Here is a 22,890-nt window from a genome sequence, read left to right as displayed (position 1 = left end):
TCATTCTGGCTCCAGAATATTAGGACGCAGTGATCGCGACCAATGGGAGCGAGATGGCATATAGCCATCCCGTCAGGAAGCTTGTTTTAACGTTATCACGCCCATGAAATTGGCTATTTCGAAAAGGCCGACAAAACGAGAGCGTTTTGTCAGACACGGACAGGCATGATGATGTCGTAATTGTTTTTGTTTACTGAAATCAATATGCCGGTCGTTGTATCACGCAAAGCAATCTGTGCGGCTTCTCCTTCTTCCGAACACGCCCCCAGGCTTGCCAGTGATTCCAGGAGGTAATCGGCATTCATACCGATATCAACAATTGTTTCGGGCTCGCCTGCCTCTTTCGCAATGTCCATCACCTCTTTGCAACTGATTGCATTTGAGCCGGGCGACTTAAGCTGTAGGGCGTTGTCTTTGAATGACATCACACAAACACTGGTGTTGTTTGGCGAGCCCTCTTTAAGCAATGGGGTTGCGCGTTTTAGTGCGGTGGTGAGTTCAGAAGGATCAACCTTAAACAGTTCAGTATTTTTGGCTACCGTGCTGGCCACGCGCTTCCAGTCCGGGTAACGGCCATCGACAAGATTTGAAATGACTGTATGGCTTCCGAGCGTAAATGTCAGGTTACGGTTGCTGTAGTCAATTTTGAATTGACCCTGGCTACCGCTCAGGATTTTATGGAGCACGGGGAAAACCCCGTTGGGTAAAATCACACCTGCATTCGTGTTACTGATAGAGGTAGGAGCTGTCGGAGATTGAATCTCATCGCCCACGTCATCGCTGAAGTCGATATCATGAGAACTGACGGCCATACGATGTCCATCAGTGGCTACAGCAATAAATTGGCCATTATCGATACCGAGGTAGACCCCATTCATATAAAAGCGGACATCGTTCTGAGCCGCAGCGTGGCTGACACGCTTGATAATCTGACTCAGCATCTGCGTTGGAAAGTAAACGCTGTAATTATGTTCCAGCGTCTCAGCCTGAATTTCGGGTATATGGTCTAAGCAAACCGGGATGTTATAGGAGTTTTTGTCGGTGCGAATGACAAGATGGTTTTTTGCCGCATGGAAGCGGACGTTAATTTCATCTTCGCCGCGCATGTTGCGGATTAAAGAAAAGAGTTGTGTTGCAGGTACTGATACGTCCATATCACCATTGCCCCCCGATACCGTCCCTTTACTGGTAATTTGGGCAGAGTTTAAGTCAATGCCAAGGGCAGAAAGACAATCCCCACGTAACCGCAGCGTGATCATCTCCAGTACTTTCATTGCAGGAGACCGGCGAATAACCATACACGGCATTTCGATAATTTTGAGAAGTGCTTCAGCAGAAATATCAAACCCTGGAAGCTCTTTAAATGATAAGCGTCTTGCCTTTGGTTGAACTGCGTCTATTGTAGATGCGTCTGTCATTTTACTGTCTCCCATAATTATCCGTGTTAAATTAATCGTACCCCCGGTCAATCAAGTGACGAATAGCAAATTATGAAAAAATGAAGTTTATTTGTGGTGACGGCGATAACCTAATTCAAACGCGAACTGCCATTGGTATTCATTTAAAGCACATCCAAGAGATGTGATGGCCTCAACAATTTCCTTTATAATGAGGTTGCCTGAATTCAATCTGTACTCGTAGTACCAACCTATATCAAATGCGATAAGCTGGAGGCGGAAAAGATGGATCTGAGGAACGTAACCAGTAACGCCGCTAAGCGCTTTTATATAAATGAGTTCCCCTTCCATTTCTGATAGAAAAACCATGTCAAGAATATTGGACGCGAAATTCGTCATGGTGAACATAAATTGAGCCTCTTTATTGAGCCTCGCGTAACACATCGGATGCCTTAAAGTAGCCGAGTCGGTGCATCATTTTATTGATCTGACCTACTTTGCCATCAGACCCTTCATACTTACTCAACCGGTGAAGTAAGATACGCATGGACATCAACACACTGTCTGATGCGTTATCACCACGGGTAAGTAGTTTATCAGTACTATCTGAGTATGACCCCGTAAGTGCCGCGCTCACCAAATCACCGGCAATAGCATCCGGGTGGCACAATGCCATCAAACCGATAATCAATGCCTGCCGATTAAGTTCCGTTTCTGTCAGGCCTGTTTTTGAAGTGAGTTCTGCTAGTAAATTATCAGTGCTCATTATCATGCTCCTTTTGCTTATGTTCTCCCGGTTGAATGGCGGAAGAGTCTTTACTACTGCGTGAAAATACATCCGCGACCAGAAATTTAGCTTTCTCTGAAGGACTCATAAATTTCCAGAGTTCATCAGGATATTCATCGTCATGCTTTTCAGATTTTTTCAATCGGGAGATTCCTTTTAATTTTGCAGCCATGCGGCTCCGTCCATACGGACGGATTGGCATTGTAAAATTTTGCTGCGAACTATCAATCAGACCAGTAAAGTGACGACCCATATAAATACCTCTAAGTGCAGTAGTTATTTTTTCCCGATTCAAAGCTCCGCCTTTAACGTCATACTACGGGATAGCATTACTGCAACGAAATATTCAGGGATTGTTTACGGCGTTTTGAAGGTGTTATCCATTACCGTTTTACTTCTCGCTACCCAGTCGTTTGCATCACTGCAATTGATGTTTGACGCTACGACCTGACGGGCGGATGTATAGATTGGACTTGCATAACCACCATTCCCGGCAACTACCAGACGGATACTGTTGAGATATGCGTAAACAGGATCCTGTAGGATTGTAGAATCGATGGATGCCTGCTGTTTACAGCTATCGCTACGCATCTTTACTACATCAGTTGCGACCATGACGCATTCAGGACATTCATTTTTAAGCTGAATGAACTGAGTTGGTGTCTGCCCCGCTGCCGGACTTCCATCTGCTCTAAGAGGAATATTGGCTTCAGCAATATTGATGCAGAAAGTCGATCCCGCAATTAGCGCCAGCAATAATTTCGTTTTCATATAACCTCGCCTTATTTAATTCAGATTTATCGAACTGAGCTTACTGCTTTAAGTGGTGAGTAAGAAAAAAAAAGGGTGACAAAACGGGGGGTGTTTTTTAACCTTAATCATATCCCATATGATTAGGTTGATTATGAACAATGCCAATATGCAGGGAGATGGTACTGAACATCGCCTGGAGCGCTTTTCCCGTATTCAGAAGGATGCGTTGGTACTTCTTCTTTTGTGCAAAGAAAAAGGCACTGCGATAGTGCCATTCACCAGGTTGCTGGGGTTTATTAACTCTGTTCCAGACAGCCAGGATGTAGCTGAGCCCAACCTACGTAAGTCACTCAAAACATTGCAGCAAAATGGCTATGTATGGAAGTACCGGAACAAAAACGATCTTACAGTTTCATTTGAGTTAACTTCATCAGGAGAACTCCAGGCAACTTCATTTCGGGTGCGAAGATTAGAGGCATGGGGCCAGGCAGACGAGTAAAACTCGTCTGCTGGTGGTTACACAGAAAGATACTTTTTACTGATAGTTAAAGCGCTGCGTCGTTTTAATGCAAATGGACGATTATCAGAAAGTCTGGAAGCATTACCGGCGCGAATGAATATGCGTTTCATCCTGCGGTCAAAATGTTCTTCTGACCAGCCGAAGGGATACGTACCCTTAATACCATCTATTGGCCCGGCAAGAATGCGAGCGGTTTCGCTACGAAGAGTACTTCCCCTTAAACCAAATGAGCTAAGTTTATTTCTTATCAGACTTACAGAAAATTTCCTGGGTTTTAAAACACCCTTAATACAGTACAGATGTTTACTCATAGCATTACCCTTTTATTATGGGAACGATTAGCTGCGCTGCATAAAGTCGATGGATTGGCGTTTGTTTTCTTCGATTATCTTCATTGCCTCTTCAAGCCATCCAGCATCTTCACCCCGGCTGGTTAGCTCTTTGTGCTTTAGTTTGAGTGCAAATACTGCGTCATCAGCACCGGCAGTAAACAATTCTTGTCTGACTTGTTGTGTGCTGGTTGTACCATTTATAACACCAACCATATAATTCACGATATCAATAACTTGGGGGAGTAAATCTGGATCCTCATGATTAATCTCCTCGATACTGACAAACGGCAGTAACCGGTCAATCAGCATATGGGCTAGGTTGGTGATATTCAGCAGGAATAGGTTATCGTTCTCGGTGTCGCTTTTGCTTTTTACTTCTGATGCGGTAAACGACTGAACCCGGCGATTGTATTCGCACTGCCACTCCTTACAGGCACTGATCATCCAGTTCTGTATCTCTTCATCAGAAGCGTTGGATGATGGAATGTCCATCGCAGCAGGGAGAACTTGATCCCACGGGTAAACATGAGAATCAATCATCACGCCTTCCGCGTTACGCATTAACTCAGATAAAGCCACTATGATGCGGCGCATCAGATGGTTTTCAGTGAGGAGAGTAAACTCTTGTTTCGATGCACCAACGAGCTCGACGTTGAGTCCTGTCAGCGAGTCGTTAGTGTTTGGCATAGTAACAGGCCTCCTGCCCTAAAAGATGATTATGAACCAGTCCGTGGTCGCAGGGTTTAGTAGTGCCAGTCAGCGTATCCGATTTTACGCTTTCGTCTTGATCACCAGTGTTCACTGAGGGTAGTAAAGTTTTGACGACGTTTTTCATAAAGACCTTATACTGTCATGACAGTCGTATGTAATTTTAGATAAGTTCTATAAGACATCTCAAAAAATAATGGTAATCCGCGAGCAGATTACCATTCAGGCATTCATCAATCATAATATGCTACGGTTATTATTTTATAATACCGCACTGCTTTGCTATCTCGATAACATCGCCATTTTTTATGATGATACCCAGAGTTTGCGCATCCTCAATGTGTCTAGTGGCGCATCCACCGACAGCTTTAACCTGCTCGATGAGACGGTCTGAGGCAGCAGCAGTATACGCCAGTGTACTGTCTGGAGTGTTGAGACTGAACAGATAAAAGCCTGAGACAATTCCCAAAATTACCAGTAGTCCACTTCTGAGTATCGCCGAAAAAAGGGCCGCAACGCAAATTGCACCACCGGCATAAATAGCAGCCTGGCCATATGACATAGACCCATTTTCCAGTATCGTCTGGAGTGCGTTATTGAATTCATTCACGGCAATAATTCCCCATTAGTTATGATACAAATTAAAACAGATATGCTGCTAATCATTAAAAGGCTATCTCAGTTCCATAAGCACCAGTGCTTCCTGGAACTTCATCCTGATTTCCCAAATAATAATTTTCCATTGTTGGGGGCGAGTTGCGTGGTGTTGCTGGCCTCGCGTTCGTGTTTTGTGGCCTGCGGCTATAACTGGTATTCTGCCGGTGATCCTGCCCACGGTTCTGCTGGAGGTGACGACTCACCAGTTTATTACCGCCTACATTGACTTTGCGAAGAACATGCCCCTTCACGGGGTTGACAAGTACGTCCATAAAGAAGCGTTCTTTACCATCCTCCTTGATTAGGCGGGTACGCAATTGGGCCTCCAGGTACACTCCTGTCCCGACATGAAGATGATTGCGGGCCACATCAGCAAATTGACCAAGCAAAATGATCTGATAGTGTTCTTCCGTAATTTTCTCCAGACCAGATTTATCCTCCATTGAGGACTCAGATGTTGTTACATAAATCTTTGCGTAGATGCCGTGGGTAGGGTGTTGTCGGATTTCAGGCTCACGGCCTACAGTACCTTCGATAATTACTTTGCTATAGCCACGATTAGTCATACACCCTCCCCAGCTCTGTATCGGATGACATTATTATCAGCCTGTCCGGTCTGGTGACGAATGGTAATTCGTTAAATAATTGCACTGCACATCCATAAAAATAGTCAGGATATTAAGTTTGTGGTGAGAAGGACGGCACATCAGACAAAAAAAATCCCGGCCAGGCCGGGAAAGGTGATCTTTATGCCAGCGTACTCGCCAGCGTTCTCTTTGTTATGTCCCCATACTAAACATGTATGGCCCAGAGTGAAACAATTTTTGAAACCTGCAATGAAAATACATTGTGTTTCCATTTTGTTTACCTGAAAAGAGACGAAATGTATTATTGCTTGAGATGCCTTTTTGCCATACGTTTTAGGGTTTGGAGTATTGTTTGGTAAGCAGCGAGTTCATTTTTGTACTCAGCAATCTCCGTCTCATTCTTAACATAGTCGTTTTCAAGCTTAGCTATAGTATCAGTGTATTCTTGCATACTCTGTTCAACTTTTTTTGTTGCTGTACGAAACGCAGCGCTTTTAGTCGTTCTGATACCAACGGGGAATGTTTTCCCGATTTCCACGTCATGTTTATAGAAACTGCTGATGCTTGTATTCCAGACGCTTGGCTTTTTGTCGCTAGGCCGAATTTTGATAAATGTGATTCCAGGGATTTTATCCACAAGAAAAACAGTTTTTTCACTGCCTTCTGCCGCATTCTTTTTCATTCGAATTGTTTTTACGCCAACTTCTATTAATTCGACGCTGGTTTTTATTTTCGACGGGTTGTCTACGTCCATATCAATAAATACCCGCCAGCATGACTGGCCCTCTTTTATCGATGAAGGACACGCTTGTGGAAAATGGTCTTTGTACATGGTAAACCCCAACAACCTGAAATATGTAGGATAAAGATTAAGGGCATTTATGCTGCTTACGAAATTCGGGGCGACTCACTAATCACAGGGTGCGCTGGATTGACTCTGCGGCCTGTTGCCTTAGTGCGTTGCTGATACCAATTGCTTCAGCGAGATAAGCAAGATTATCCACCAGCACACATCGTGTCCCGGAACTGAGATCTCCAGTTACTCCCCAGCGGAGCATTTCACCAGGAGCCGGTTCATAATTATCCAGTTCACACTCAGGAAGGTCTACTGGCTCTCCCAGATAATCAATTAAGACCGGCCTGATATCGCTATATTCGGCATCAATACCAAGTGGCAGATCTTTCCTGACATATTGCCTCAGAACAAATAAATCCCTTTCGCTACATTGAGGGAAAATTCCAACCGGCAAGTTTGTGATAAGAATAGCTGCACCTTTTGAATCGCCAATTTCCTGAACGAGTTTTGCGGCGCACCAGACCGCCCCCTTCAGGAACTCCAGATTTTCATGCGATTGCTGTAATGACATATGACCTCTTTCTTATTGTCTGGCCCGCTTAAATCCATCGTTGCCATATGATTTAAAATACTCAGTAAACCCCTTATCGCTTTCACGAGTGTCGGCTGCGGCTTTTGAATTTGCCTCTTGCATGTCTCTTTCGCCTTTTTCCTGGCTGAGTTTCATGAAAGTCTTAATGTTATCGTCATTAGGGTCAGCCAGTACTTTCTGATAAGCCTTCTGGTAGCGCTCATCCAGGCTTAACCCTATTCCGAGACTCTGGCATCCGCTAATGCCGGTTATGAAAGCAATGATCAGAAACTTTCGTAGGTACGCACATTTCATCATTACTCCTACCGGGATGACCCGAGCATTTTGTTCCAGGCCGTAATCAGTGACTGAATCCCAGAAGTGGGCACAGGAGCAACCCATTTACAGCAGCTGAACCACAGGCGGTTAAACCGGTGAGGCATTTTCGTGATGTAGTTTTCCTTATACTCAAAGTTGTATTTATCACCAACGATGCGCGGAACTTCTTTGCAGAACGGACAGCGTTGAGCACCCGCGCTCATTTCAGGAACGATGATGAACTCGGTTTCCCCCAGCGTATCTGGATCCCACGGTTCGCGTTCACGCCAGCATGTGCCTTCTGGGAGCACGATATTCTCGTCGCATACGATGTATTCAAAGGTGGGAAATAACAGTTGATGAACACCGTGTTTACGCCAGCGCACTAACGCCAGAAACTCAATATGTTCTGAGCTATCGGCTTCCCGGGGAACAATAAAACGGTATACACCTGCTTTAGTCGGTAACCCTTCGCCCCGGATGCCAACTGGAGTCCAGCTTGGTTCTGTTGAGATACGGCGTAGTGCAGTCATAGTTACTCCCATTAAATTTTCTTCGTTCAATTTCCAGAATGAATCGATCTTTAAATCACTCTAACGGTAACTATTCCGATTACGAAATTCCGTTACCTTTAGGAATGATCGTGTTAACAGCCAGCATTGCATTTTTGAAGAAGTGTGCATTGCTACTTCTTAACTTAACAGAAGCATTAGAACTGACCGGGCTCAATGCCAGTAATGCGGTGCTGCGTCCCAGCCAGCGATAATATGAGAATAAACCCCACGAATTCAGGAATTCTCGTTTCATAATTGACATCAATTCAGATCTATCAGTCTGGTTAACTTTTGGGAACGTAATGAAAACTGCGCTATCCGGGTTCCGGGACAACCAACTGAAAACCTCTTCATTGGTGTAATAATACTTACCTTGCGTAAACACTCGCCCATTAAATCCTAATCGCACGACTGAGGACGGTATAATGTTATGGCAATAATCGAGCATGGGATATCCCATTTTCATCTGAGCGATATCAATGCGATTATCGCTCGGAATGCTTGCAGGTGCATTTGCATTTTTGAAACCGCGAGTACTGATCGAGTAATGACCGTCATCTGCATTCTGATAAACCCAGAATGGCTTGCAATACTCTTCTGAGTCTATAGCGGCTGTAAGATACGCTTCATCATAACTTTCAAATAACTTTTTTACTTTAGTCTGGTGGTCTGCAATATTTCTGGATTGAAGGTCTGGCCTGATTTTTAAAGGAATAGAATACACCGGTTCAAATGCCTTGACCGTATGGCCAGAACTCGTATGGTTTAGCAAATACCCAACCCACTCACGTTGAATTCCTTTTCCTATATACTCGCCGCTGTTCGCCCCTGCGTTGGTATCAAAACGCACGATAGATGTTCCACGCGCAGAAAGCATATTTTCAAATTCAGCACGGATAATGTTGGTATTTTTGCTAGTTAACGAATTCTGGAGATCATGCATATGTAGCCACCATTCATGTTTCAGCTTCGACTCTCACTATAATCACATGTTGAAATTTATTGTTACAGTGAGAATGAGGACGTTTTGCACCCAAAAATAAATAGCTTTTTCAACCGCAATTTGTGGGCATAAATGGTTTTTCTTAGCGTAAAAAAATAGCCGACTATGTCGGCTATTGTGACGATTCAACAGCTGGTGGTCAGAAAATGCACATCGAGGCGTATGCCGTCTTCTGGGAAACTTCAGTAGGGTTACGACCAATGAAAATACTACGGTTATTTTCTTTCTCGCTACGCATGAAGCGGTAGAGGTGGATGGCTACTCCATGAGCTTTCTGCACATCACGTCGGTGCAGCACAAGGTGCATTCTTTTTGGTGGTATGTGTGGGAAACGTTTCGCCAGAATTTGTCCAAGCACGTTAAGTGATTCACTGTTCTCGCGTAGCTGGTAAAGGTCTTCCACGATGAAAAAGATGTTATTCCCCCTGTCGAGTTCGTCAGGTACGGGGCACACTTTTAATCGGCACTCGATGACTTCACAACTCCAGTCACGATGAGGCAGAGACATGATGATGTTTTCTTTCTGCAAGACATTCGACATAAATCCCACCTCACGGTAAAAGCTGTATCAGTTTAACTCCCAAAACCCTTCGGCTGTGGGTTCTGCATTACGCACCGGCTCTCAGATTCCTTAAGGCTTTGATCCAGTATTATTCTTGAGAAATTTGAGTTCAGAACTACCCGGCTTCCCTTTTTGGGCCGTCTTGATAAATTCCCGCTCTTTGAAATACCACCGTTCAACAATTTGTGAAGATAGCGTATTGGATTCCAAGGCATAAGCCTGCAACTCCCTCCATGCAGCTATGTTATGCGGTTTGTATTTTGCCAGCTTAATATCCAGTTCTTCTTGCCAAGATCTGGCGCGTTTTGTAAAAACCTTTCGACCCAGCATTGGGAAAACCAAGAGCCCTGCTATATTGCCGACGAACTGTACAGACCAGTCAGAGGTTATGTAAAACCATATCCCGGCATTAACCGAAACCAGAACCAATAACCATGTTCCATACGCTCGCTGAAATGGAGGGAAGCAGTTATCTCGCCACATTCGAATACTTTTTCCAATGCTGTTCAGCAGGTTTTCGTTTGTTTTCATCAGTTATCTCTGTTCCTCTTCAGCATAGGCCGTTTGTATCAATTCAAACCTGTTCACCCTGACTACTTGAAGAACTATCTGATCGGTAATGCACCTAACCGGCGTAGTGCATCAGTAACCTCGTCTATGCCGAATAAAGACATTGGCGGGACTTTATCTCCAGAGATTGAGCAGGCTGTACACAATGCATTGTATGAGCTTACTCGTTCACGATGTAGAGACTGAAGGCTTACGATCAACAGATCTCGCTCTGGGCCCGTGGTAGCTCCTATAAGGTCAAATAAACTTTGTTTAACCACTTACGTAATCCTCCGTCAAAATCAGTCAAGAGTGCGCTCATTCTCCTCAGTTTCATTTTTTAATGAACGGAAAAGGTCGACAAATCAGGCGGTATTAAAGACACCATCGTCTTTTAGTCCCATCCGTGTGTATACATCATTAATATGCTTGTGAATATATTGAAGATCACTTGCCTGCTCATGCTGTCTGATACGGTCTTCATGGCGAGAATTGGATAACCGAATGCAACGTTCCCGTTGTTCAACAATGTACTCAGTACACTGGGTATGTTCAAACATGACCTCTCCCCATTGCCTGGCAGCGCGGAGATACAACCCTCTTTCTTCCAGGTCCCGGGCAAGTATCACCGATTTGGTCGCTGGTATCTGGTACATTTCTTCAGCGAGCAGGAACGCTGCTGCACATTTTCTTTGTCCCATATCTACCTCTACCCTTTGTATAGAGTCGACATCTGGGCAGAAGTGAATGAGATTAACTCTTCAACCTGCCATTCGCTGATACTCTCCTGGTGGATAACCGAGTCCAGAAGTGAGCAGAAGACCCGACCTTCACAGAAGGCATCGAATAAGGTTTGCCAGGCACCGGCGAATCGCCCGGCCAGTTTACTTCGCTGACGTTTACTGCGGCAGCGATGCAATTCTTGCTGAAACAAGGATTCGTTTTCCGCACTGCTTTTTTCATGCAGAGCATCCCATAACTGGTTGAACCGTGTTTCAGTACAATTTCTGGCCGTTACCATCGTCATAATATTTCCTTCAGAGGCGGTTAAGCCTGTATCAATGTTGCTATTTGATATCTATTTTCCACGTAATATTCAGGTGACGAAATCTCAGCTATAAATCGCTGATGGCTAATTAGTCTGACCCGCATTTCTCCCGGTTGTACGCCCCACCAGGTAGCACCCATTCTTTTGACATGTTAATGACGGGCAATGTATAGACCGGATTTACCGCTTGCAGCAGCGCTTCCTCATCCGTGATATTAATAGGAGAAATATTCTGGCTTAGATCCAGAACATTTATTCGTTTACGACTGATAGTGACCCCAAAGCGGTTTTCATAGTTGGCCATTGCGTGAATACGCTCGGGGAAATAATGTTTGATGGTTGCCCATATGCGAGCACTGTTGTATATACACGTTAAGCATGAACTGCGACCCCATCCAAGACGATACGGTACTGGGGCTGTAACACGATGTTTTGCTAAAATCTCCCAGACTTGTTCTTCAGACCATTCAAGTACTGGCCTCCAGGCATCAACTTGTCTTTTTTTGCAACTGCTGGTATGTGGCTCCAGTTGTAAGTAATTGAATCTATTAGAGCTTTCCGCTCTCCTTTCCCCCGTAATAAAAAGCACCTTTTTTCCGTCAAAGCGTCTCTGATTTGTGAGTGCTCGCCGACCAACATCAATTTTTAGTGCTGATGAGCACCAACGTGTTTTAAGGCTTGGTGATTGCTGAGGGAACCGAAGTCGCGTGGCGGGAGTGCTTCGCTGGATATCACGTTCCGCGATTATTAATCCATCTGGGGTTTCGATACATTGCGGGCGACTGTAGCCATTCTCTTTCAGCATCTCACCTTCCATTCCTCCCTGAAGCCAGGAGAACATCAACGGTATCTGAAATGTTGAAGCTATTTTGCGGTTGTAGTCGGCCATAAATGGCCAGTCCATTAAAGTACTTCCCTCGCGGCCATCAACATCGTGATGCCAGAGTTCCACCCTGGACAGATCGACCCCGATGTCAATTAAGTGGAGAAGGCAGGCTATGGAGTCTTTTCCGCCGCTAAGGCAAATGATTATCACGTCATAGCAAGATATGTCGATATCTGGAGCGTTCCTGTACGTTTGTCCTGATAGTGGCGTGGTGATGCCTGCTATGCTACTCAGTGCAGGAATAATAAAGTTATCGTCGATTAAATCACTCACTTGCCGCGCTCCTGCTCTGAAGTGAATTTGTCAGAATCGCAGCAAGTCTAGTCTCGCCTAATGATGAGGCCAGATCTGATAGCGCTAGTTTACCTGCTGCTTCCATACCAAGTGCCTTTACTCGACTGGTATCAAGAACTGCAATTCTTTGGCCTGTTGCCTTACAGACAAGCGCATATCGACATACGCTTAATGTGCGATGGATGATGAATGAGAACATTTGATTGTCGATTTGTGCGCTGAATTTGCAGATCACATTTACTTTATGCGTCAACCCATTCTGGATTATGATTGTTGCAACATCGTCTTTAGGCATATCTACCTCCGGCTTTTTACTAAGCCTAATACGACGCTAACAGCTGACGAAATTTGCTTACAGATATAACTTTCACTGCAAATATCGTGTTATGAGTGACTGATTACTGCTTTGGAGACAGAATGGATTTTTCTAAAACTACTGTAGTGAAACCCGGTTTAATTGGTGATAACAACGCGTATTGGGCGATGCACTTTTGCTCAATTATTGAAACCCTTTATGATAATAACCGGATGAAGGTACGTTTTAATTCCCCTCTCATGGGGAAACATACACCAACAATGAGAAACCTAGTTTCATTAGCTGGTGAAGGATATTTTTCTTTAATTAAAGATCAGTTCAGAAACTTCGGTCTACAAAATTTGCTCTGCCACTATCTGATGAGTTATGAAGGTAGAGAAGTCTTAAATACTATACTTATTAATTTGTCTGATTATCGCAATGTCGATATCCTCGCTAATATGAGCCAGTTTGGTGTATTCATTAGCTGCCGTGACTTTAGAAGTGGCACTAATTTTGCGGTAGAGCATAATCCTTATCTACTTGGCCATGAGAATGTCTTTTATAATTCAGTTTATAATAGCTTAAAGTTTGCAGATCTATGCATTCTTTTCCGTATGAGAACGAATCCTAACCAAGAATCAGCTACTTTGTTTGGCATTCTTGGAGAGGTCGAAGGAAACAATGGTCAGGACTTGAAGAGACCGGCCTTCTGGGGAAGGAAAGGTTTGTATTTGTCTTTTGGTATTGGAGTCAATCCTAAACCCAAGGGGGAAAAACGTTCTAATCAATTTCAGCTTAATGACTGTACTTGCCAGTGGGTAAACGCTGCTGATGGTTATAAATTTGTCGCTATTTTTGAGTCAGAACACCATCTTGTTACAGATTATCTCGATGCAATAGGTACTATTGAACACCTTAATAAATTTGGCCCCAACCATCCTTTTCTAACACATTATCCAGCTCGGCACATTCTAAACATTGTGAGAGATGGCTGGGATAAATCAGTTGATATATTGATTACTGAACTGCGACGTTATCTTGCGCCTAACGAATTAGCTTCGCTAGGAACAAATCCAGTAATACCCTTTATACCCTCATTCAAACATTAAAATAAATGGGGCTACGGCCCCATTTTTTACTCACGATATAAGATGTAATAACATTTTCTGACCTGCATACTGTTGTTCAGGTAACCACAAAGTGCTTCACGACCATCCTGACTACGACCTATCCATAGGCCAGCCAAGCGTTTATCTGGTTGCTCAGACAGTATGAAAATTTTGCTGTTAATAAGACCAATGAATGGGCGTTCTACTCCCTGGGGGACTACAAAATTCCCCAGCGGTTTGTAACTTTCCAGGTTCAATACGATCGCAGCTGTCTGGTCACTGGAATTGTCAGCATCGTCCTGTTGCTCGCTGGCAGCAGGTTGTTGGTAGTTTTGAGAAGGCTGCTGAGCATAGAAATCGTTCGGATCGATCGATTCTGCGCTGGTTATGAAGGGCAATAGTGCTAAAAGGCCAAAAACAGCTTTTTTCATATGTCCACCATAGGGTTATGCGTTTAAATATGATTAGGCTATCAGTACCAATGCTGTCAGGCTAAAAACAATGGGGACAAATTGAGGGCTTTTATGTTGTGTTTATTGCTATTTTTGTCCTGCAATAGCATCTATTTCACACAATACACAGTGACATTTAGCTGGTGGCTCAAGTCGTTCGAATTGCGTCAGATTATGCAGACGTAATCGAGGTATACGTCTGACAGCATGATGGCCACACGAAAGTTCAAGAAACCAGATTCGTCCGTTACGGCTCCCGTCCTGAACCTTTACGTTTACAACTTCTCTCCATATGCGAATCATGGCTAACCTTCTGCCGGGCTCGGTGGTTCATCGTTGTCCTGGGTAATTTTAACGTAATCACCCTGATTGATAACGATTACTTCATTAAGATGAGGGCTGTAACGTACCCTCTCTACTTCGTCGAGATAGTCCACATGTCTACGCGCCTTGTTATTCGAGAAGCCGAGCGCTTTCCCTATTGCGTGAACTGATGGCCCACGGCCACCATTTCTGTTCATGTATTTTTTGACATACGTGATGATTGCTTTCCTGTCACTGGTCATGTCCGGGAGTTCGGCAATGTCATCATGACCTTGTCCTTTCGCTACGCGCAGCGTCATAGACTTTCTTTCACCATCGATAATGATTCGTCCCTGGTCATGCAACTGCCGGATACGCCGGGAAACGAGCCCTTTTGAATACCCCAGAGAAGAACAGATCTGCTCGTAAGACGGTGCTGCACCCTGCTCTTTGATTTCTGTCACAATGAAATCAAAGAGCCTGTCCAGGTGGGCATTTGCTTTTGGGGCGTTCTGTGCTTTTCCAGAAACACTACCGGCGTTGTCTTCAGTCATATCCCTTCCGTCCAGTTGGTGGTTGTTAATTAATGCGGGCTATCGACGTTCTTCGTCGAACTGAGACTAAAAGGCACGACGTCCGCTTTTACATCAGTTAAGGAGTGATTACCGCAGAGTTGCCCTTTAACTTTAGTCAGGCCCACCAGCGCATCCTCAAGCAGTTCTGATTCCTGAGATGTCACATTACTACCCAGTTCCATACCGATTTTTTCGCCCGCGTCCTTGAGGATACTGATAGCACGATCGATAGATTCACTGTACATAATCGCCACCTTGTTCGTTTTGTTAACATAGCCAATTAGTGCGTGTTCAGCTATAGCTGAGTTGTTTTATCACCTGTTTATGCGGCCCTTTTTCTTGCCAGGCAGCGAGCTAAAACCCGTTCCCTGGCTTCATGCTGCTCATCGATACAAAGCTGAATTCCCAACCCCAGGATGTAACGCTCCTGAAGTTCTGCCGGATGGAGGAAATTGAGCGCGGTGAAACCAGCTGGCACGGAACCATATTTGGCCAGGCTGTCTTCGTAACGTCGCTGGGCTATTTCACAAATTAAGTTATATTGAGCAATAGCTGCCTCACGTCCAACTTGATTGAATATTTCAACCGCCAGGACTTCCGAACATGTCTGCATTTTTGCATCCGTTTTGTTTACCTGACATCAGTATCACCCCGATGTGCTGGCTAACGAAATTTACGGATAGATGAATGTAATGAGGGGAATAGAACGTAATGGAATGTTTATACTGAACCCAAATTATGGGGAGCTTGATAATCAAATGTGGAAGTCTGTTGAGAAGCAGACTTCCAGACTTGGTATTAACTGGTTTTCTGACTATTAAGCCAGCTGATTAGCTCATCTTGCGTGTCAAAAGACGCGACAAAGGTCTGCTCCTGATCAGGACGTTGTGCATCCCTTATCGCTCTGAATGGAGCTTCACCGCTATAGTAGAATATTGGCTCCGCACGGCGTTTGACCCATGCTGATTGCTCGCGCTCTGCGAGCTCGCAGGCTTCTTCGTAATTGTCCGCTACTCCCAGCACTGTCGAACGATCCCAAGCTCCTCCATTCAGGCATCGAACAGTGATTTTCCCGTCCGGGCAAGTAATGCCATATGGATGATCCCACCAGGCATCAAGCTGAGACTTTGAGCGCTTTTCATTAGGTGTATCGTCGAAGTTTTTAGGTAATACCGGATTAAGGGGTATGCAGTTTGGCACTTGGATTCTCCCTGTAGCCTGAATCTACAAATAGGCAGTAAGCAATGTTCGTCAGGTTAACATGTACCTCCTGTTAGGTAATTAAGTACTTCGTTCCATTTTCGATATTCGCGTTATCTGACTCATTTTCTCCGACTTCAGGAGATCTCCATGCTGCTACGTAAGCCATGTGAATCAGGCTTGTTTTTCGCCCCGCTTTGACCCCATTTCCATGATGTTCTCAAACCTCGCGCTGTTACAGTAGGACAACTGCTACTGACGAGGTGAATATGACCAGATACCTTGGATACTGCGCCCTTGCGCTCCTTACCGTCCTGCCGACCGCTTCGGTATATTCTGCTGTACAGAATGATACAATGGGCCTATACGCTCCCGATCCCAGCTACACACCTGACATCCAAAATTCAGCACCTGTAACGCCTTCTCCGGGGGATGACAGTCTGTACAGTGATGACGTACCCGATTCATCTACCGCTCCAGAAAGCACCATTACCCCCCTGAATAGCTTTGATGTTATGTCTTTTTCTATAGGGCCGGTAAGCCTGCGGATGACAGCTTCTGAAGCGATCACTGCTATCACTGACAAACTTGGCCAGTCTGCTGGTGAAGAAATTCAAAAGCGCTACAGTAACAACTCATTGAATAGTATTTTCTGGGGAGATGCTCACCAGGAGACGGTGGTCTATTTTATCCCCGATACGGCAGTTGACCCCATTGAGCCGGTGGCTTACAAAATCCGCTTTTCATTCAGCAACCCTGATCTCTTACTGAAGTCGGCGATCGAGAAATATGGAGAGCCTTCAGTCTCTGATGCCCAGAGAGGTCGTTATATCTGGTGCAAGGCACTGGCGGAGAAAACGAATAAGTGTGATGACAGTAAATCTGAGCTTACGCTGACAACGCGAGAAGTTGAAGACACTGGCATCCTGACTCTCAGCGACCCAACGGTCTCATTTGATGCCTCGCGGACTGCAACGGCCACCCCGGATAAAGACCAGGCTGCGACTGAAGATAACCAGGGGCCATTGCCACAGCTCTGAAGTCGTCCGTCGCTGTCCAGCATCCTTTTGCAGGATTACTAAACCGACTGAATTCGTCAGCCGGTTTTTTTATCTGAATTTTACATTAGCGTCTGAAAGTACGCTTTCCAAACGGGCTTATCTCTTTGACGTGAAAACCCGCATTAGTCAGCATCCTGGCCATGACAACTGATGCAGGAAGACAGGATGCCTCCACTTTATGGCCGGGAGTAGCATCCAGAATACTTTGCAACATGGAGCGCCCAAATCCTTTTTGTCTTTGACTCCTGGTAACACCAAACATCCTGATTTCCAGATGTGAAGCAAGTCCATTTGCACCATTTTTGCCCGTCAGTAGGGCAAAACCTATCGCTGCGCCATTATGTTGAGCATCAAAGACAAACAAGAAATCGGCGCAATTCTCTCCCCGTTCCCGCCTGGCAATGGCTTCTGAGATCTGACTTTCGAACTGAGACAGTCCGTCATCATCATCAAAGTTAAAATACCCATCCCGCATACCGTCGCGAATCACCGCTATGATAAAGGGAACATCCTGTTTGGTTCCAAAGCGCATTTCAGGGGCAGATAACACCGTCATCAGTTTGTCTCTCGTAACCGTTATTATTCCATCAATTTGATTACATGGAGGTAAAGAGGTCAATAGAAATGAACGGGGTATTTCGCTGATGACCATTTGATCGGTGTTAGTGGTTTCAGTAGCAGAGCCAGGAGGTATATAAGGCCAGCAAAAATGCCAGCCTTTTTCATTTAAACCGGTTTTCTTATGATTCTCTTGATCGGCATTCCTGCCTTATCAAAATATCGGGTTGGCCATATTTCTTGAGGTTCTTCACCAATTGCATTAGCGATGATGATCTCGCCTCTAGGCCAGTCACGTGTCAGTGCATTTGCCAGAGTGCTGCTTGAAAGACCGTTAGCCCTACTCAGTGAGGCAAGTGACAAACCTTTCTTATGTAGCGCAGCTATGATGTCTGCCTTATGCCAGTCCTGTTTTTCCATCTCCATTTCCTTTGGTGGTGAATCGGAACATGGTTTGCAGTACCAGCTAATGACGACTGGCGAGCCGTAAGGCTCCCACGCCCCGACCCACCATTGACAAAAAACAGGCGAGCGAGTGCGAACCGTTCAAGTACATGAACGGCGTGTCATTAGTCGGGGCTGCAAATCCCCACTCTTACGATTTAGTAAGGGCTACAACAGTTTACAGCATTTAAAGGGTGTATCAGAAGTGTTAATGCCGTAAGTTTGCGAGTCGGTTTGAAATTCAGATAATAACTATGCTTAATGGCCTGTTCAGGAAAGCACTTCGATGCTGTTCATATAGCCAAAGCCGAATATCCGCTTTCTGCCGATCCCGAAAGCGTATGCCTGTTCAAGTGCGCCGACATCTTCAATCACGCATTCAGCATCGTACTGGCTCATCGGTACAATGATCTTGTGGGATGTACGGCCAACGCTCCCGGGCTTAATAATATGGAACTTGGTGCTTCGAACGATACGTAACCGTCCACAGATCACTCCGGCCCGTTCCAGGTGATAGTGGATATAATCCGGGAGTTCATGGGCAGGTGGACAAATCTCTCTTTTCCGGCCTCCAGCTTCCTCGCGTCGAATAGTGGCCAGCGAGCCGCAGATTCGAATTTTCTGGCCAGACACAAACATGATTTCCTTCATGACTTCGCCAGGGAGCCCGAGTGCAACAGCCGTTCTCAGAACAACCTGGGTGTCGGAGGCACTTTGTTTGCGAGAGTAGAAGGTGTATGGGAGTCGCGACCCAGAACGTTCCTGGACTACCTTATCCAGTTGCTGGTGGATCCCATACACGTCACCTGGGGCGATTCTGAACCTGAGCGCACATTCAAAGTATTTCACGCCACATTCCTTGCTGAACATAATGAATTTTCAATATTAGTTTCAGGGTATGGCATGGACGGCGAGTGACGAAATTATGAGGGGGGAATACGGCCAGTCCTTTGGCCGGTGTGGTCAGAGAATCATTTCGATACTTTCGCCGTGGAATATACCGATCACATCTGTCTTGAGGCGGTTACTCCTCGGCTTTACTTCATTGGCCACGAACTCTGGCAATGGCCGAATTTTCACGTGCTCATCCTGAATGATAATGAACGGCATAGATGAAGCGGCAGAAAGACGCAGTATCTGGTCGGGGTGTTCAGGATCAGCCATCGCGATGTTTGCAGCTGGATGCACTTTAACCGGACGGCGTAAGCGAAGCTTTTCTTCCGGTACACGCGCAATAGCCTTAATCAACGAGTTGAGTCTGACTGATTTATCTTCATCTTCCTCGATGTCCTTGCCCATCTTCTGGAGCAACTCGATTTTGTTAACCCTGCTAAAAAGCGTCTTTTGCCTCCAGCCGAAACTGACCAGATTGACGTTAGCATTATCAAACATACGCAGCTGCCGATAGAGATGCAGGGTCATGACACCAGGGCAGGCGCTATGCAGCGCGTTGAAGCGCATGTATTCCGGTCGGCGATCACCACCGTAGTTTTCGATGATGTGGCGTTGAATGCTCTCTTTATGCTGGTTGATGGATGTCACCAAACGGGTAACCAGCTGAGAGAATTCCGCATCTGTATTGTCGTACCATAATACGCCGGTAGTGCGCCGAGCGGACTTCTGCGAATAGCCATCCCTGATATGCAGGTCAGCGTATGCCGCGCAGGCAGCATGGACAGCATCGTGTCCCTGTTTCAGCTCAGGCATGATGTGTTCGATGGCCATATCTTCTTCGCCATCAGCAACGGCTGGCAGGACGCAGACACTCGCCTTGAGCGGAAGCCGGGAACCCAGCACTCCACGAAGTTGTGTGATCTCGCTCTCCAGCGTCTGGAAAGTTGTTGAGATATTCATTTCTATCCCCGAAAAAGGGCTCTAAACTCCCTCCGCTGCACGGAGGACTGTATGTACATACATACTCATAACAAGCGAAACCGAGTATATCAAGTTCGTTTTGTTTACAGACGAATTTTATCGATGACGAATGAAGTTTTCACTGCTGATTAGCCAATCCTGACGCGAGGGATTTCATTAATGTTAGTGAGATAGGATGGTGACAATAACTCCCGCCGCATCGTCCAGTCTTTGTCGATGCCCTGGCCCGCAAACCATAATTTCCCCCGACCTGACCGGTTAATTCTATCCATCACGCCCATCAACGCTTCACCATTGGCAAAGAGTCGGTTCTCACCAAACAAATCGAGCTGGCTGGTGGCGCTATCATAAAAGTCAGATAGCATCACTCCGGCTTTATGGTATCGGTATCCCTCCTGCCAGATATGCCGGAGCCCTGCGACCGCAGCCGCAATGATTTCCCGGGTATCGGCGGTGGGGTTTTCCAGCTTGACTGTCTGCTGGCCACTGTAAGGGGCCGTTTTCGAATAGTAACTTGTGCCAATAAAAACCGTTATGCAGCGACAGTATTGCTTCTCTTCGCGCAGCTTCTCGCCTGCACGTTCGGCATACTCACACACCGCCTGGTGCATTGCTTCGTAGTGCTCTATTTTCTGGCCGAATGAACGCGAGCTGATGATCTGCTGCTTAACCTTCCTCACCTCTTCCAGGGCTATGCAGGACTCGCCATTCAATTCGCGCTGCGTTCGCTCCAGTACGACTCCAAATGTGTTACGGATAAGCGATGTTGGCGCATTGGCCAGATCGAGAGCAGTCCTGATGCCCATGCTGTTCAGTCTGGTGGCATATCTCCGGCCCACCCCCCAGACATCGCTTACGTCAATATATGGCAATAATTTACGTTGTCTTTCTGGACTGCTGAGATCAACCACTCCGCCTGTTTTAGTCCATGTTTTTGCAGCTTTATTTGCTAGTTTTGCCAAAGTTTTAGTTGTCGATATGCCCACCCCCACGGGTATATGGGTGCTCTTTAATACGGTTTTCTTTATTTCTCTTCCATAGTCATCAAAATTATAATTTTTCTGCATTCCTTCAAACGAAAGGAAAACTTCATCAATACTGTAGACCTCAGTATTACTGGAGAATTTAAATAATGTCTCACACACCCTACGGGAGATCTCCGCGTACAAGGCATAGTTAGAACTGAAAACATGTACACCGTTAGCTTCAAAGAATGCTTTCTTCTGGAAGTACACGTCACCATTCTGGATACCTAATTTTTTAGCTTCCGCTGAACGTGCCACGACCATGCCATCATTGTTCGAAAGGCATACAATTGGCTTGTTCACCAGATCGGGCCGAAAGACTCTCTCGCAGGAGGCGTAAAATGAGTTGCAATCCACCAGGCAGAACATCACAAGGCCTTGTACACGATGAAGGTCACCACGCCAAAAATGGCCAGTTCTTCGCCTTCTTTCAGATAGATCGGTGACATCCGGCTATTCATTGGCAGTAGCGCGGGAGCCGGGCTTAGCTGCAACCGCTTAATGGTGAAATCACCATCAACGGTCGCAATCACAATATCCCCCTCTTTCGCCTCAAGTGAGCTATCCACGATGACCAGATCGCCTTCGTGAATACGTGCCTCTACCATCGATGAACCTGTTACTCGTAAGAAGTAGGTTGCAGATGGATGTTTGATGAGGTGAGTATTTAGATCAATAAATTCATCAACATAATCGGAAGCGACTGAAGGGAAACCTGCGCTGACAGGCTCAACGAACAACGGGAATTGGCCTGGTGATTGTTGTGTCACTGGGATAAGTTTCATAATGCTCTGCTCTTCGTGGTGCTGTATATCCATACAGTATTATAGACAGGAGCCAGGAATTTTCGCACCTCCTTTTCCGAAAGTTATTTTCCGCTATCACTCTTCAGGTTTTTCTTATCACTTGTCCAGAAGTGGGTAACTGCACATAACAAATTGCAACCATATGATTCCTCAGTTCATTTTCAGAATTTACTCGTGCTTACTTCGTATACAATTCGGAATTTATCCGTACATTTTATAAGGAGTAATAACGATGAAGCAGTTTACAAATGAAGCAACTCAACAAATGCTGGCCGACTTTGACAAATCCCCTTTCTCTGACGCTGATCTGGCCGCAATGGATGTGGATGCTCGACAAATTATTGAGCAGAACGCTGAAAGGGATCGCCAACACCCGGTAACAGCAATCTGGCGTGTTGCGGTCGAGGGAAGCCTGACTGCGCGAGGTGGTGTCGTAACCGCTGTTGATAGCGCCAGGGTTATGGATCTAGGCAACGGTCAAATGGTCAAAATCGCAGTGGAGGGTGATGCAGTCACTTATACCGATGGTTCATCTGCACGGATTGTTTCAAGCGCTGGCCAGAAAGCTACACACTTCGAGAAAGGGCTCGCGCTGGTGGGCAGCGTACTGGATAACGGGGATGAAATTGTCTCGACCCCGCAGGACAGATTAGTGCTGTTATCGCGCAAAGGTATGGCTGAAGCCCCCGACTTTCTGGCAATACCCGGAGGCGTGACTCATGGGGTATCGAACTAACAATTATGGCCGGGGCCAGGCGCTCCACGGAGATAAAACCACCACAGGCGCGACCGTCCTTACTTGGGGTCAGTTTGGATATCGAAAATTATTGTACTATAAGGACTTCCCCGGCATGTCAAAGCC

At 45.7% G+C, this 22,890-nt stretch carries 35 protein-coding genes; 4 read left to right on the top strand and 31 right to left on the bottom strand.

The genetic code is table 11. From position 1 onward, the window contains the following. Nucleotides 1-149 precede the first annotated feature (149 nt). The 5 genes from dnaN to OGV71_RS02715 all read right to left on the bottom strand — a co-directional run bounded on the left by dnaN (nt 150) and on the right by OGV71_RS02715 (nt 2,955). Nucleotides 150-1,418 carry a DNA polymerase III subunit beta gene (gene dnaN, locus OGV71_RS02735; RefSeq protein WP_223307982.1) on the bottom strand — a complete coding sequence of 423 codons (1,269 nt, stop codon included), beginning with the start codon at nt 1,416-1,418 and terminating at the stop codon, nt 150-152. Nucleotides 1,419-1,505: 87 nt separating this feature from the next. Continuing rightward, nucleotides 1,506-1,805 (bottom strand): hypothetical protein, encoded by a 300-nt coding sequence (locus OGV71_RS02730; RefSeq protein WP_009653866.1) that lies wholly within the window; start codon nt 1,803-1,805, stop codon nt 1,506-1,508. Nucleotides 1,806-1,818: 13 nt separating this feature from the next. Continuing rightward, nucleotides 1,819-2,163, bottom strand: coding sequence for a hypothetical protein (locus OGV71_RS02725; protein ID WP_032951317.1), 345 nt, complete (start codon nt 2,161-2,163; stop codon nt 1,819-1,821). Continuing rightward, nucleotides 2,153-2,479, bottom strand: a complete 327-nt coding sequence (locus tag OGV71_RS02720) for a hypothetical protein (protein WP_223227020.1) — start codon at nt 2,477-2,479, stop codon at nt 2,153-2,155. Before OGV71_RS02720 ends, OGV71_RS02725 begins: the two co-directional genes overlap by 11 nt. 62 nt (nt 2,480-2,541) lie before the next feature. Then, complete coding sequence (locus OGV71_RS02715; RefSeq protein ID WP_007372162.1) at nt 2,542-2,955, bottom strand: hypothetical protein; 414 nt, start codon at nt 2,953-2,955, stop codon at nt 2,542-2,544. Nucleotides 2,956-3,088: 133 nt separating this feature from the next. On the opposite strand from OGV71_RS02715, the gene OGV71_RS02710 reads away from it, so the two are divergent. Then, nucleotides 3,089-3,436, top strand: a complete 348-nt coding sequence (locus OGV71_RS02710) for a hypothetical protein (RefSeq protein WP_127649446.1) — start codon at nt 3,089-3,091, stop codon at nt 3,434-3,436. A 17-nt stretch (nt 3,437-3,453) separates the two neighbouring features. On the opposite strand, the gene OGV71_RS02705 is transcribed toward OGV71_RS02710, so the two are convergent. The 15 genes from OGV71_RS02705 to OGV71_RS02635 form a co-directional block, all read right to left on the bottom strand. Beyond that, complete coding sequence (locus OGV71_RS02705; RefSeq protein WP_127649449.1) at nt 3,454-3,768, bottom strand: hypothetical protein; 315 nt, start codon at nt 3,766-3,768, stop codon at nt 3,454-3,456. A 27-nt stretch (nt 3,769-3,795) separates the two neighbouring features. Further along, complete coding sequence (locus OGV71_RS02700; protein ID WP_007372161.1) at nt 3,796-4,476, bottom strand: hypothetical protein; 681 nt, start codon at nt 4,474-4,476, stop codon at nt 3,796-3,798. Nucleotides 4,477-4,753: 277 nt separating this feature from the next. After that, nucleotides 4,754-5,107 (bottom strand): hypothetical protein, encoded by a 354-nt coding sequence (locus tag OGV71_RS02695; RefSeq protein ID WP_154050669.1) that lies wholly within the window; start codon nt 5,105-5,107, stop codon nt 4,754-4,756. A 55-nt stretch (nt 5,108-5,162) separates the two neighbouring features. After that, on the bottom strand, nt 5,163-5,720 hold the full coding sequence (ssb, locus tag OGV71_RS02690) for a single-stranded DNA-binding protein (protein ID WP_008786804.1): 558 nt from the start codon (nt 5,718-5,720) through the stop codon (nt 5,163-5,165). A 322-nt stretch (nt 5,721-6,042) separates the two neighbouring features. Continuing rightward, a complete protein-coding gene (locus tag OGV71_RS02685) occupies nt 6,043-6,573 on the bottom strand; it encodes a hypothetical protein (RefSeq protein ID WP_007372158.1) in 531 nt (176 codons plus the stop codon). A gap of 82 nt (nt 6,574-6,655) precedes the next feature. Next, nucleotides 6,656-7,108, bottom strand: a complete 453-nt coding sequence (locus tag OGV71_RS02680; RefSeq protein ID WP_007372157.1) for a hypothetical protein — start codon at nt 7,106-7,108, stop codon at nt 6,656-6,658. 12 nt (nt 7,109-7,120) lie between these two features. Next, complete coding sequence (locus OGV71_RS02675; protein ID WP_032941601.1) at nt 7,121-7,426, bottom strand: hypothetical protein; 306 nt, start codon at nt 7,424-7,426, stop codon at nt 7,121-7,123. 5 nt (nt 7,427-7,431) lie between these two features. Next, entirely contained in the window at nt 7,432-7,959 is a 528-nt protein-coding gene (locus OGV71_RS02670; RefSeq protein WP_007372155.1) for a hypothetical protein, read from the bottom strand. A gap of 79 nt (nt 7,960-8,038) precedes the next feature. After that, the gene (locus tag OGV71_RS02665; protein WP_007372154.1) at nt 8,039-8,923 is read right to left on the bottom strand and encodes a hypothetical protein; all 885 of its coding nucleotides are present in this window, start codon (nt 8,921-8,923) and stop codon (nt 8,039-8,041) included. Nucleotides 8,924-9,122: 199 nt separating this feature from the next. Further along, the gene (locus OGV71_RS02660; RefSeq protein ID WP_020996135.1) at nt 9,123-9,524 is read right to left on the bottom strand and encodes a hypothetical protein; all 402 of its coding nucleotides are present in this window, start codon (nt 9,522-9,524) and stop codon (nt 9,123-9,125) included. 90 nt (nt 9,525-9,614) lie between these two features. Continuing rightward, on the bottom strand, nt 9,615-10,076 hold the full coding sequence (locus OGV71_RS02655) for a hypothetical protein (RefSeq protein ID WP_009653863.1): 462 nt from the start codon (nt 10,074-10,076) through the stop codon (nt 9,615-9,617). Between the two features lie 383 nt (nt 10,077-10,459). Next, nucleotides 10,460-10,795 (bottom strand): PerC family transcriptional regulator, encoded by a 336-nt coding sequence (locus OGV71_RS02650; RefSeq protein WP_008786801.1) that lies wholly within the window; start codon nt 10,793-10,795, stop codon nt 10,460-10,462. Nucleotides 10,796-10,803: 8 nt separating this feature from the next. Beyond that, nucleotides 10,804-11,121: a hypothetical protein gene (locus OGV71_RS02645; protein WP_020996134.1), complete on the bottom strand. Its 318-nt coding sequence runs from the start codon at nt 11,119-11,121 to the stop codon at nt 10,804-10,806. A 109-nt stretch (nt 11,122-11,230) separates the two neighbouring features. Further along, on the bottom strand, nt 11,231-12,301 hold the full coding sequence (locus OGV71_RS02640; protein ID WP_007372151.1) for a phosphoadenosine phosphosulfate reductase domain-containing protein: 1,071 nt from the start codon (nt 12,299-12,301) through the stop codon (nt 11,231-11,233). Further along, nucleotides 12,294-12,617, bottom strand: coding sequence for a hypothetical protein (locus OGV71_RS02635; protein WP_020996132.1), 324 nt, complete (start codon nt 12,615-12,617; stop codon nt 12,294-12,296). Before OGV71_RS02635 ends, OGV71_RS02640 begins: the two co-directional genes overlap by 8 nt. Nucleotides 12,618-12,739: 122 nt before the next feature. Between OGV71_RS02635 and OGV71_RS02630 the strand changes: the two genes are divergently transcribed. Next, a complete protein-coding gene (locus tag OGV71_RS02630; RefSeq protein ID WP_007372150.1) occupies nt 12,740-13,729 on the top strand; it encodes a hypothetical protein in 990 nt (329 codons plus the stop codon). A gap of 26 nt (nt 13,730-13,755) precedes the next feature. On the opposite strand, the gene OGV71_RS02625 is transcribed toward OGV71_RS02630, so the two are convergent. From OGV71_RS02625 to OGV71_RS02605, 5 genes are all read right to left on the bottom strand, one after another. After that, entirely contained in the window at nt 13,756-14,160 is a 405-nt protein-coding gene (locus OGV71_RS02625; protein ID WP_008786799.1) for a hypothetical protein, read from the bottom strand. Between the two features lie 326 nt (nt 14,161-14,486). Further along, complete coding sequence (locus tag OGV71_RS02620; RefSeq protein WP_007372149.1) at nt 14,487-15,038, bottom strand: LexA family transcriptional regulator; 552 nt, start codon at nt 15,036-15,038, stop codon at nt 14,487-14,489. Nucleotides 15,039-15,067: 29 nt separating this feature from the next. Continuing rightward, on the bottom strand, nt 15,068-15,304 hold the full coding sequence (locus tag OGV71_RS02615) for a hypothetical protein (RefSeq protein WP_007372148.1): 237 nt from the start codon (nt 15,302-15,304) through the stop codon (nt 15,068-15,070). A 77-nt stretch (nt 15,305-15,381) separates the two neighbouring features. Further along, a complete protein-coding gene (locus tag OGV71_RS02610; protein ID WP_007372147.1) occupies nt 15,382-15,672 on the bottom strand; it encodes a hypothetical protein in 291 nt (96 codons plus the stop codon). Between the two features lie 185 nt (nt 15,673-15,857). Then, nucleotides 15,858-16,259, bottom strand: a complete 402-nt coding sequence (locus tag OGV71_RS02605; protein WP_008786797.1) for a hypothetical protein — start codon at nt 16,257-16,259, stop codon at nt 15,858-15,860. A gap of 356 nt (nt 16,260-16,615) precedes the next feature. On the opposite strand from OGV71_RS02605, the gene OGV71_RS02600 reads away from it, so the two are divergent. After that, nucleotides 16,616-17,299: a hypothetical protein gene (locus tag OGV71_RS02600; RefSeq protein ID WP_008786796.1), complete on the top strand. Its 684-nt coding sequence runs from the start codon at nt 16,616-16,618 to the stop codon at nt 17,297-17,299. Nucleotides 17,300-17,384: 85 nt separating this feature from the next. Here the strand turns inward: OGV71_RS02600 and OGV71_RS02595 are convergent, their stop codons facing one another. From OGV71_RS02595 to umuD, 6 genes are all read right to left on the bottom strand, one after another. Continuing rightward, on the bottom strand, nt 17,385-17,876 hold the full coding sequence (locus tag OGV71_RS02595) for a GNAT family N-acetyltransferase (RefSeq protein ID WP_000217395.1): 492 nt from the start codon (nt 17,874-17,876) through the stop codon (nt 17,385-17,387). Nucleotides 17,877-18,046: 170 nt separating this feature from the next. After that, nucleotides 18,047-18,304, bottom strand: a complete 258-nt coding sequence (locus OGV71_RS02590; RefSeq protein ID WP_001333498.1) for a helix-turn-helix domain-containing protein — start codon at nt 18,302-18,304, stop codon at nt 18,047-18,049. A gap of 288 nt (nt 18,305-18,592) precedes the next feature. After that, a complete protein-coding gene (locus tag OGV71_RS02585; RefSeq protein WP_127649377.1) occupies nt 18,593-18,973 on the bottom strand; it encodes a type I-E CRISPR-associated protein Cas6/Cse3/CasE in 381 nt (126 codons plus the stop codon). A gap of 312 nt (nt 18,974-19,285) precedes the next feature. After that, on the bottom strand, nt 19,286-20,176 hold the full coding sequence (locus tag OGV71_RS02580) for a DNA replication terminus site-binding protein (RefSeq protein ID WP_007372144.1): 891 nt from the start codon (nt 20,174-20,176) through the stop codon (nt 19,286-19,288). A 149-nt stretch (nt 20,177-20,325) separates the two neighbouring features. Continuing rightward, entirely contained in the window at nt 20,326-21,591 is a 1,266-nt protein-coding gene (umuC, locus tag OGV71_RS02575) for a translesion error-prone DNA polymerase V subunit UmuC (protein ID WP_009652912.1), read from the bottom strand. Continuing rightward, nucleotides 21,591-22,007: a translesion error-prone DNA polymerase V autoproteolytic subunit gene (umuD, locus tag OGV71_RS02570; RefSeq protein WP_008786793.1), complete on the bottom strand. Its 417-nt coding sequence runs from the start codon at nt 22,005-22,007 to the stop codon at nt 21,591-21,593. The genes umuC and umuD overlap by 1 nt, the downstream gene beginning before the upstream one ends. A 253-nt stretch (nt 22,008-22,260) precedes the next feature. On the opposite strand from umuD, the gene OGV71_RS02565 reads away from it, so the two are divergent. Beyond that, nucleotides 22,261-22,764 carry a hypothetical protein gene (locus OGV71_RS02565; protein WP_007372141.1) on the top strand — a complete coding sequence of 168 codons (504 nt, stop codon included), beginning with the start codon at nt 22,261-22,263 and terminating at the stop codon, nt 22,762-22,764. The last annotated feature ends 126 nt before the right edge of the window (nt 22,765-22,890 follow it).

Origin of the sequence: Citrobacter sp. Cf088, assembly GCF_030334295.1 — a bacterium.
Taxonomy (GTDB): domain Bacteria; phylum Pseudomonadota; class Gammaproteobacteria; order Enterobacterales; family Enterobacteriaceae; genus Citrobacter; species Citrobacter freundii.
Note: the sequence above shows the minus strand (reverse complement) of the source record. Positions and strands in the feature narration are given on the sequence as shown.

Excerpts from the sequence above, each read along its gene's own strand:
- dnaN (WP_223307982.1), bottom strand. The coding sequence starts at position 1,418 with ATGACAGACGCATCTACAATAGACGCAGTTCAACCAAAGGCAAGACGC.
- OGV71_RS02730 (WP_009653866.1), bottom strand. The coding sequence starts at position 1,805 with ATGTTCACCATGACGAATTTCGCGTCCAATATTCTTGACATGGTTTTT.
- OGV71_RS02725 (WP_032951317.1), bottom strand. The coding sequence starts at position 2,163 with ATGAGCACTGATAATTTACTAGCAGAACTCACTTCAAAAACAGGCCTG.
- OGV71_RS02715 (WP_007372162.1), bottom strand. The coding sequence starts at position 2,955 with ATGAAAACGAAATTATTGCTGGCGCTAATTGCGGGATCGACTTTCTGC.
- OGV71_RS02710 (WP_127649446.1), top strand. The coding sequence starts at position 3,089 with ATGAACAATGCCAATATGCAGGGAGATGGTACTGAACATCGCCTGGAG.
- OGV71_RS02705 (WP_127649449.1), bottom strand. The coding sequence starts at position 3,768 with ATGAGTAAACATCTGTACTGTATTAAGGGTGTTTTAAAACCCAGGAAA.
- OGV71_RS02700 (WP_007372161.1), bottom strand. The coding sequence starts at position 4,476 with ATGCCAAACACTAACGACTCGCTGACAGGACTCAACGTCGAGCTCGTT.
- ssb (WP_008786804.1), bottom strand. The coding sequence starts at position 5,720 with ATGACTAATCGTGGCTATAGCAAAGTAATTATCGAAGGTACTGTAGGC.
- OGV71_RS02685 (WP_007372158.1), bottom strand. The coding sequence starts at position 6,573 with ATGTACAAAGACCATTTTCCACAAGCGTGTCCTTCATCGATAAAAGAG.
- OGV71_RS02680 (WP_007372157.1), bottom strand. The coding sequence starts at position 7,108 with ATGTCATTACAGCAATCGCATGAAAATCTGGAGTTCCTGAAGGGGGCG.
- OGV71_RS02675 (WP_032941601.1), bottom strand. The coding sequence starts at position 7,426 with ATGATGAAATGTGCGTACCTACGAAAGTTTCTGATCATTGCTTTCATA.
- OGV71_RS02670 (WP_007372155.1), bottom strand. The coding sequence starts at position 7,959 with ATGACTGCACTACGCCGTATCTCAACAGAACCAAGCTGGACTCCAGTT.
- OGV71_RS02665 (WP_007372154.1), bottom strand. The coding sequence starts at position 8,923 with ATGCATGATCTCCAGAATTCGTTAACTAGCAAAAATACCAACATTATC.
- OGV71_RS02660 (WP_020996135.1), bottom strand. The coding sequence starts at position 9,524 with ATGTCGAATGTCTTGCAGAAAGAAAACATCATCATGTCTCTGCCTCAT.
- OGV71_RS02655 (WP_009653863.1), bottom strand. The coding sequence starts at position 10,076 with ATGAAAACAAACGAAAACCTGCTGAACAGCATTGGAAAAAGTATTCGA.
- OGV71_RS02650 (WP_008786801.1), bottom strand. The coding sequence starts at position 10,795 with ATGGGACAAAGAAAATGTGCAGCAGCGTTCCTGCTCGCTGAAGAAATG.
- OGV71_RS02645 (WP_020996134.1), bottom strand. The coding sequence starts at position 11,121 with ATGACGATGGTAACGGCCAGAAATTGTACTGAAACACGGTTCAACCAG.
- OGV71_RS02635 (WP_020996132.1), bottom strand. The coding sequence starts at position 12,617 with ATGCCTAAAGACGATGTTGCAACAATCATAATCCAGAATGGGTTGACG.
- OGV71_RS02630 (WP_007372150.1), top strand. The coding sequence starts at position 12,740 with ATGGATTTTTCTAAAACTACTGTAGTGAAACCCGGTTTAATTGGTGAT.
- OGV71_RS02625 (WP_008786799.1), bottom strand. The coding sequence starts at position 14,160 with ATGAAAAAAGCTGTTTTTGGCCTTTTAGCACTATTGCCCTTCATAACC.
- OGV71_RS02620 (WP_007372149.1), bottom strand. The coding sequence starts at position 15,038 with ATGACTGAAGACAACGCCGGTAGTGTTTCTGGAAAAGCACAGAACGCC.
- OGV71_RS02615 (WP_007372148.1), bottom strand. The coding sequence starts at position 15,304 with ATGTACAGTGAATCTATCGATCGTGCTATCAGTATCCTCAAGGACGCG.
- OGV71_RS02610 (WP_007372147.1), bottom strand. The coding sequence starts at position 15,672 with ATGCAGACATGTTCGGAAGTCCTGGCGGTTGAAATATTCAATCAAGTT.
- OGV71_RS02600 (WP_008786796.1), top strand. The coding sequence starts at position 16,616 with ATGGGCCTATACGCTCCCGATCCCAGCTACACACCTGACATCCAAAAT.
- OGV71_RS02595 (WP_000217395.1), bottom strand. The coding sequence starts at position 17,876 with ATGACGGTGTTATCTGCCCCTGAAATGCGCTTTGGAACCAAACAGGAT.
- OGV71_RS02590 (WP_001333498.1), bottom strand. The coding sequence starts at position 18,304 with ATGGAGATGGAAAAACAGGACTGGCATAAGGCAGACATCATAGCTGCG.
- OGV71_RS02585 (WP_127649377.1), bottom strand. The coding sequence starts at position 18,973 with ATGAAGGAAATCATGTTTGTGTCTGGCCAGAAAATTCGAATCTGCGGC.
- OGV71_RS02580 (WP_007372144.1), bottom strand. The coding sequence starts at position 20,176 with ATGAATATCTCAACAACTTTCCAGACGCTGGAGAGCGAGATCACACAA.
- umuC (WP_009652912.1), bottom strand. The coding sequence starts at position 21,591 with ATGTTCTGCCTGGTGGATTGCAACTCATTTTACGCCTCCTGCGAGAGA.
- umuD (WP_008786793.1), bottom strand. The coding sequence starts at position 22,007 with ATGAAACTTATCCCAGTGACACAACAATCACCAGGCCAATTCCCGTTG.
- OGV71_RS02565 (WP_007372141.1), top strand. The coding sequence starts at position 22,261 with ATGAAGCAGTTTACAAATGAAGCAACTCAACAAATGCTGGCCGACTTT.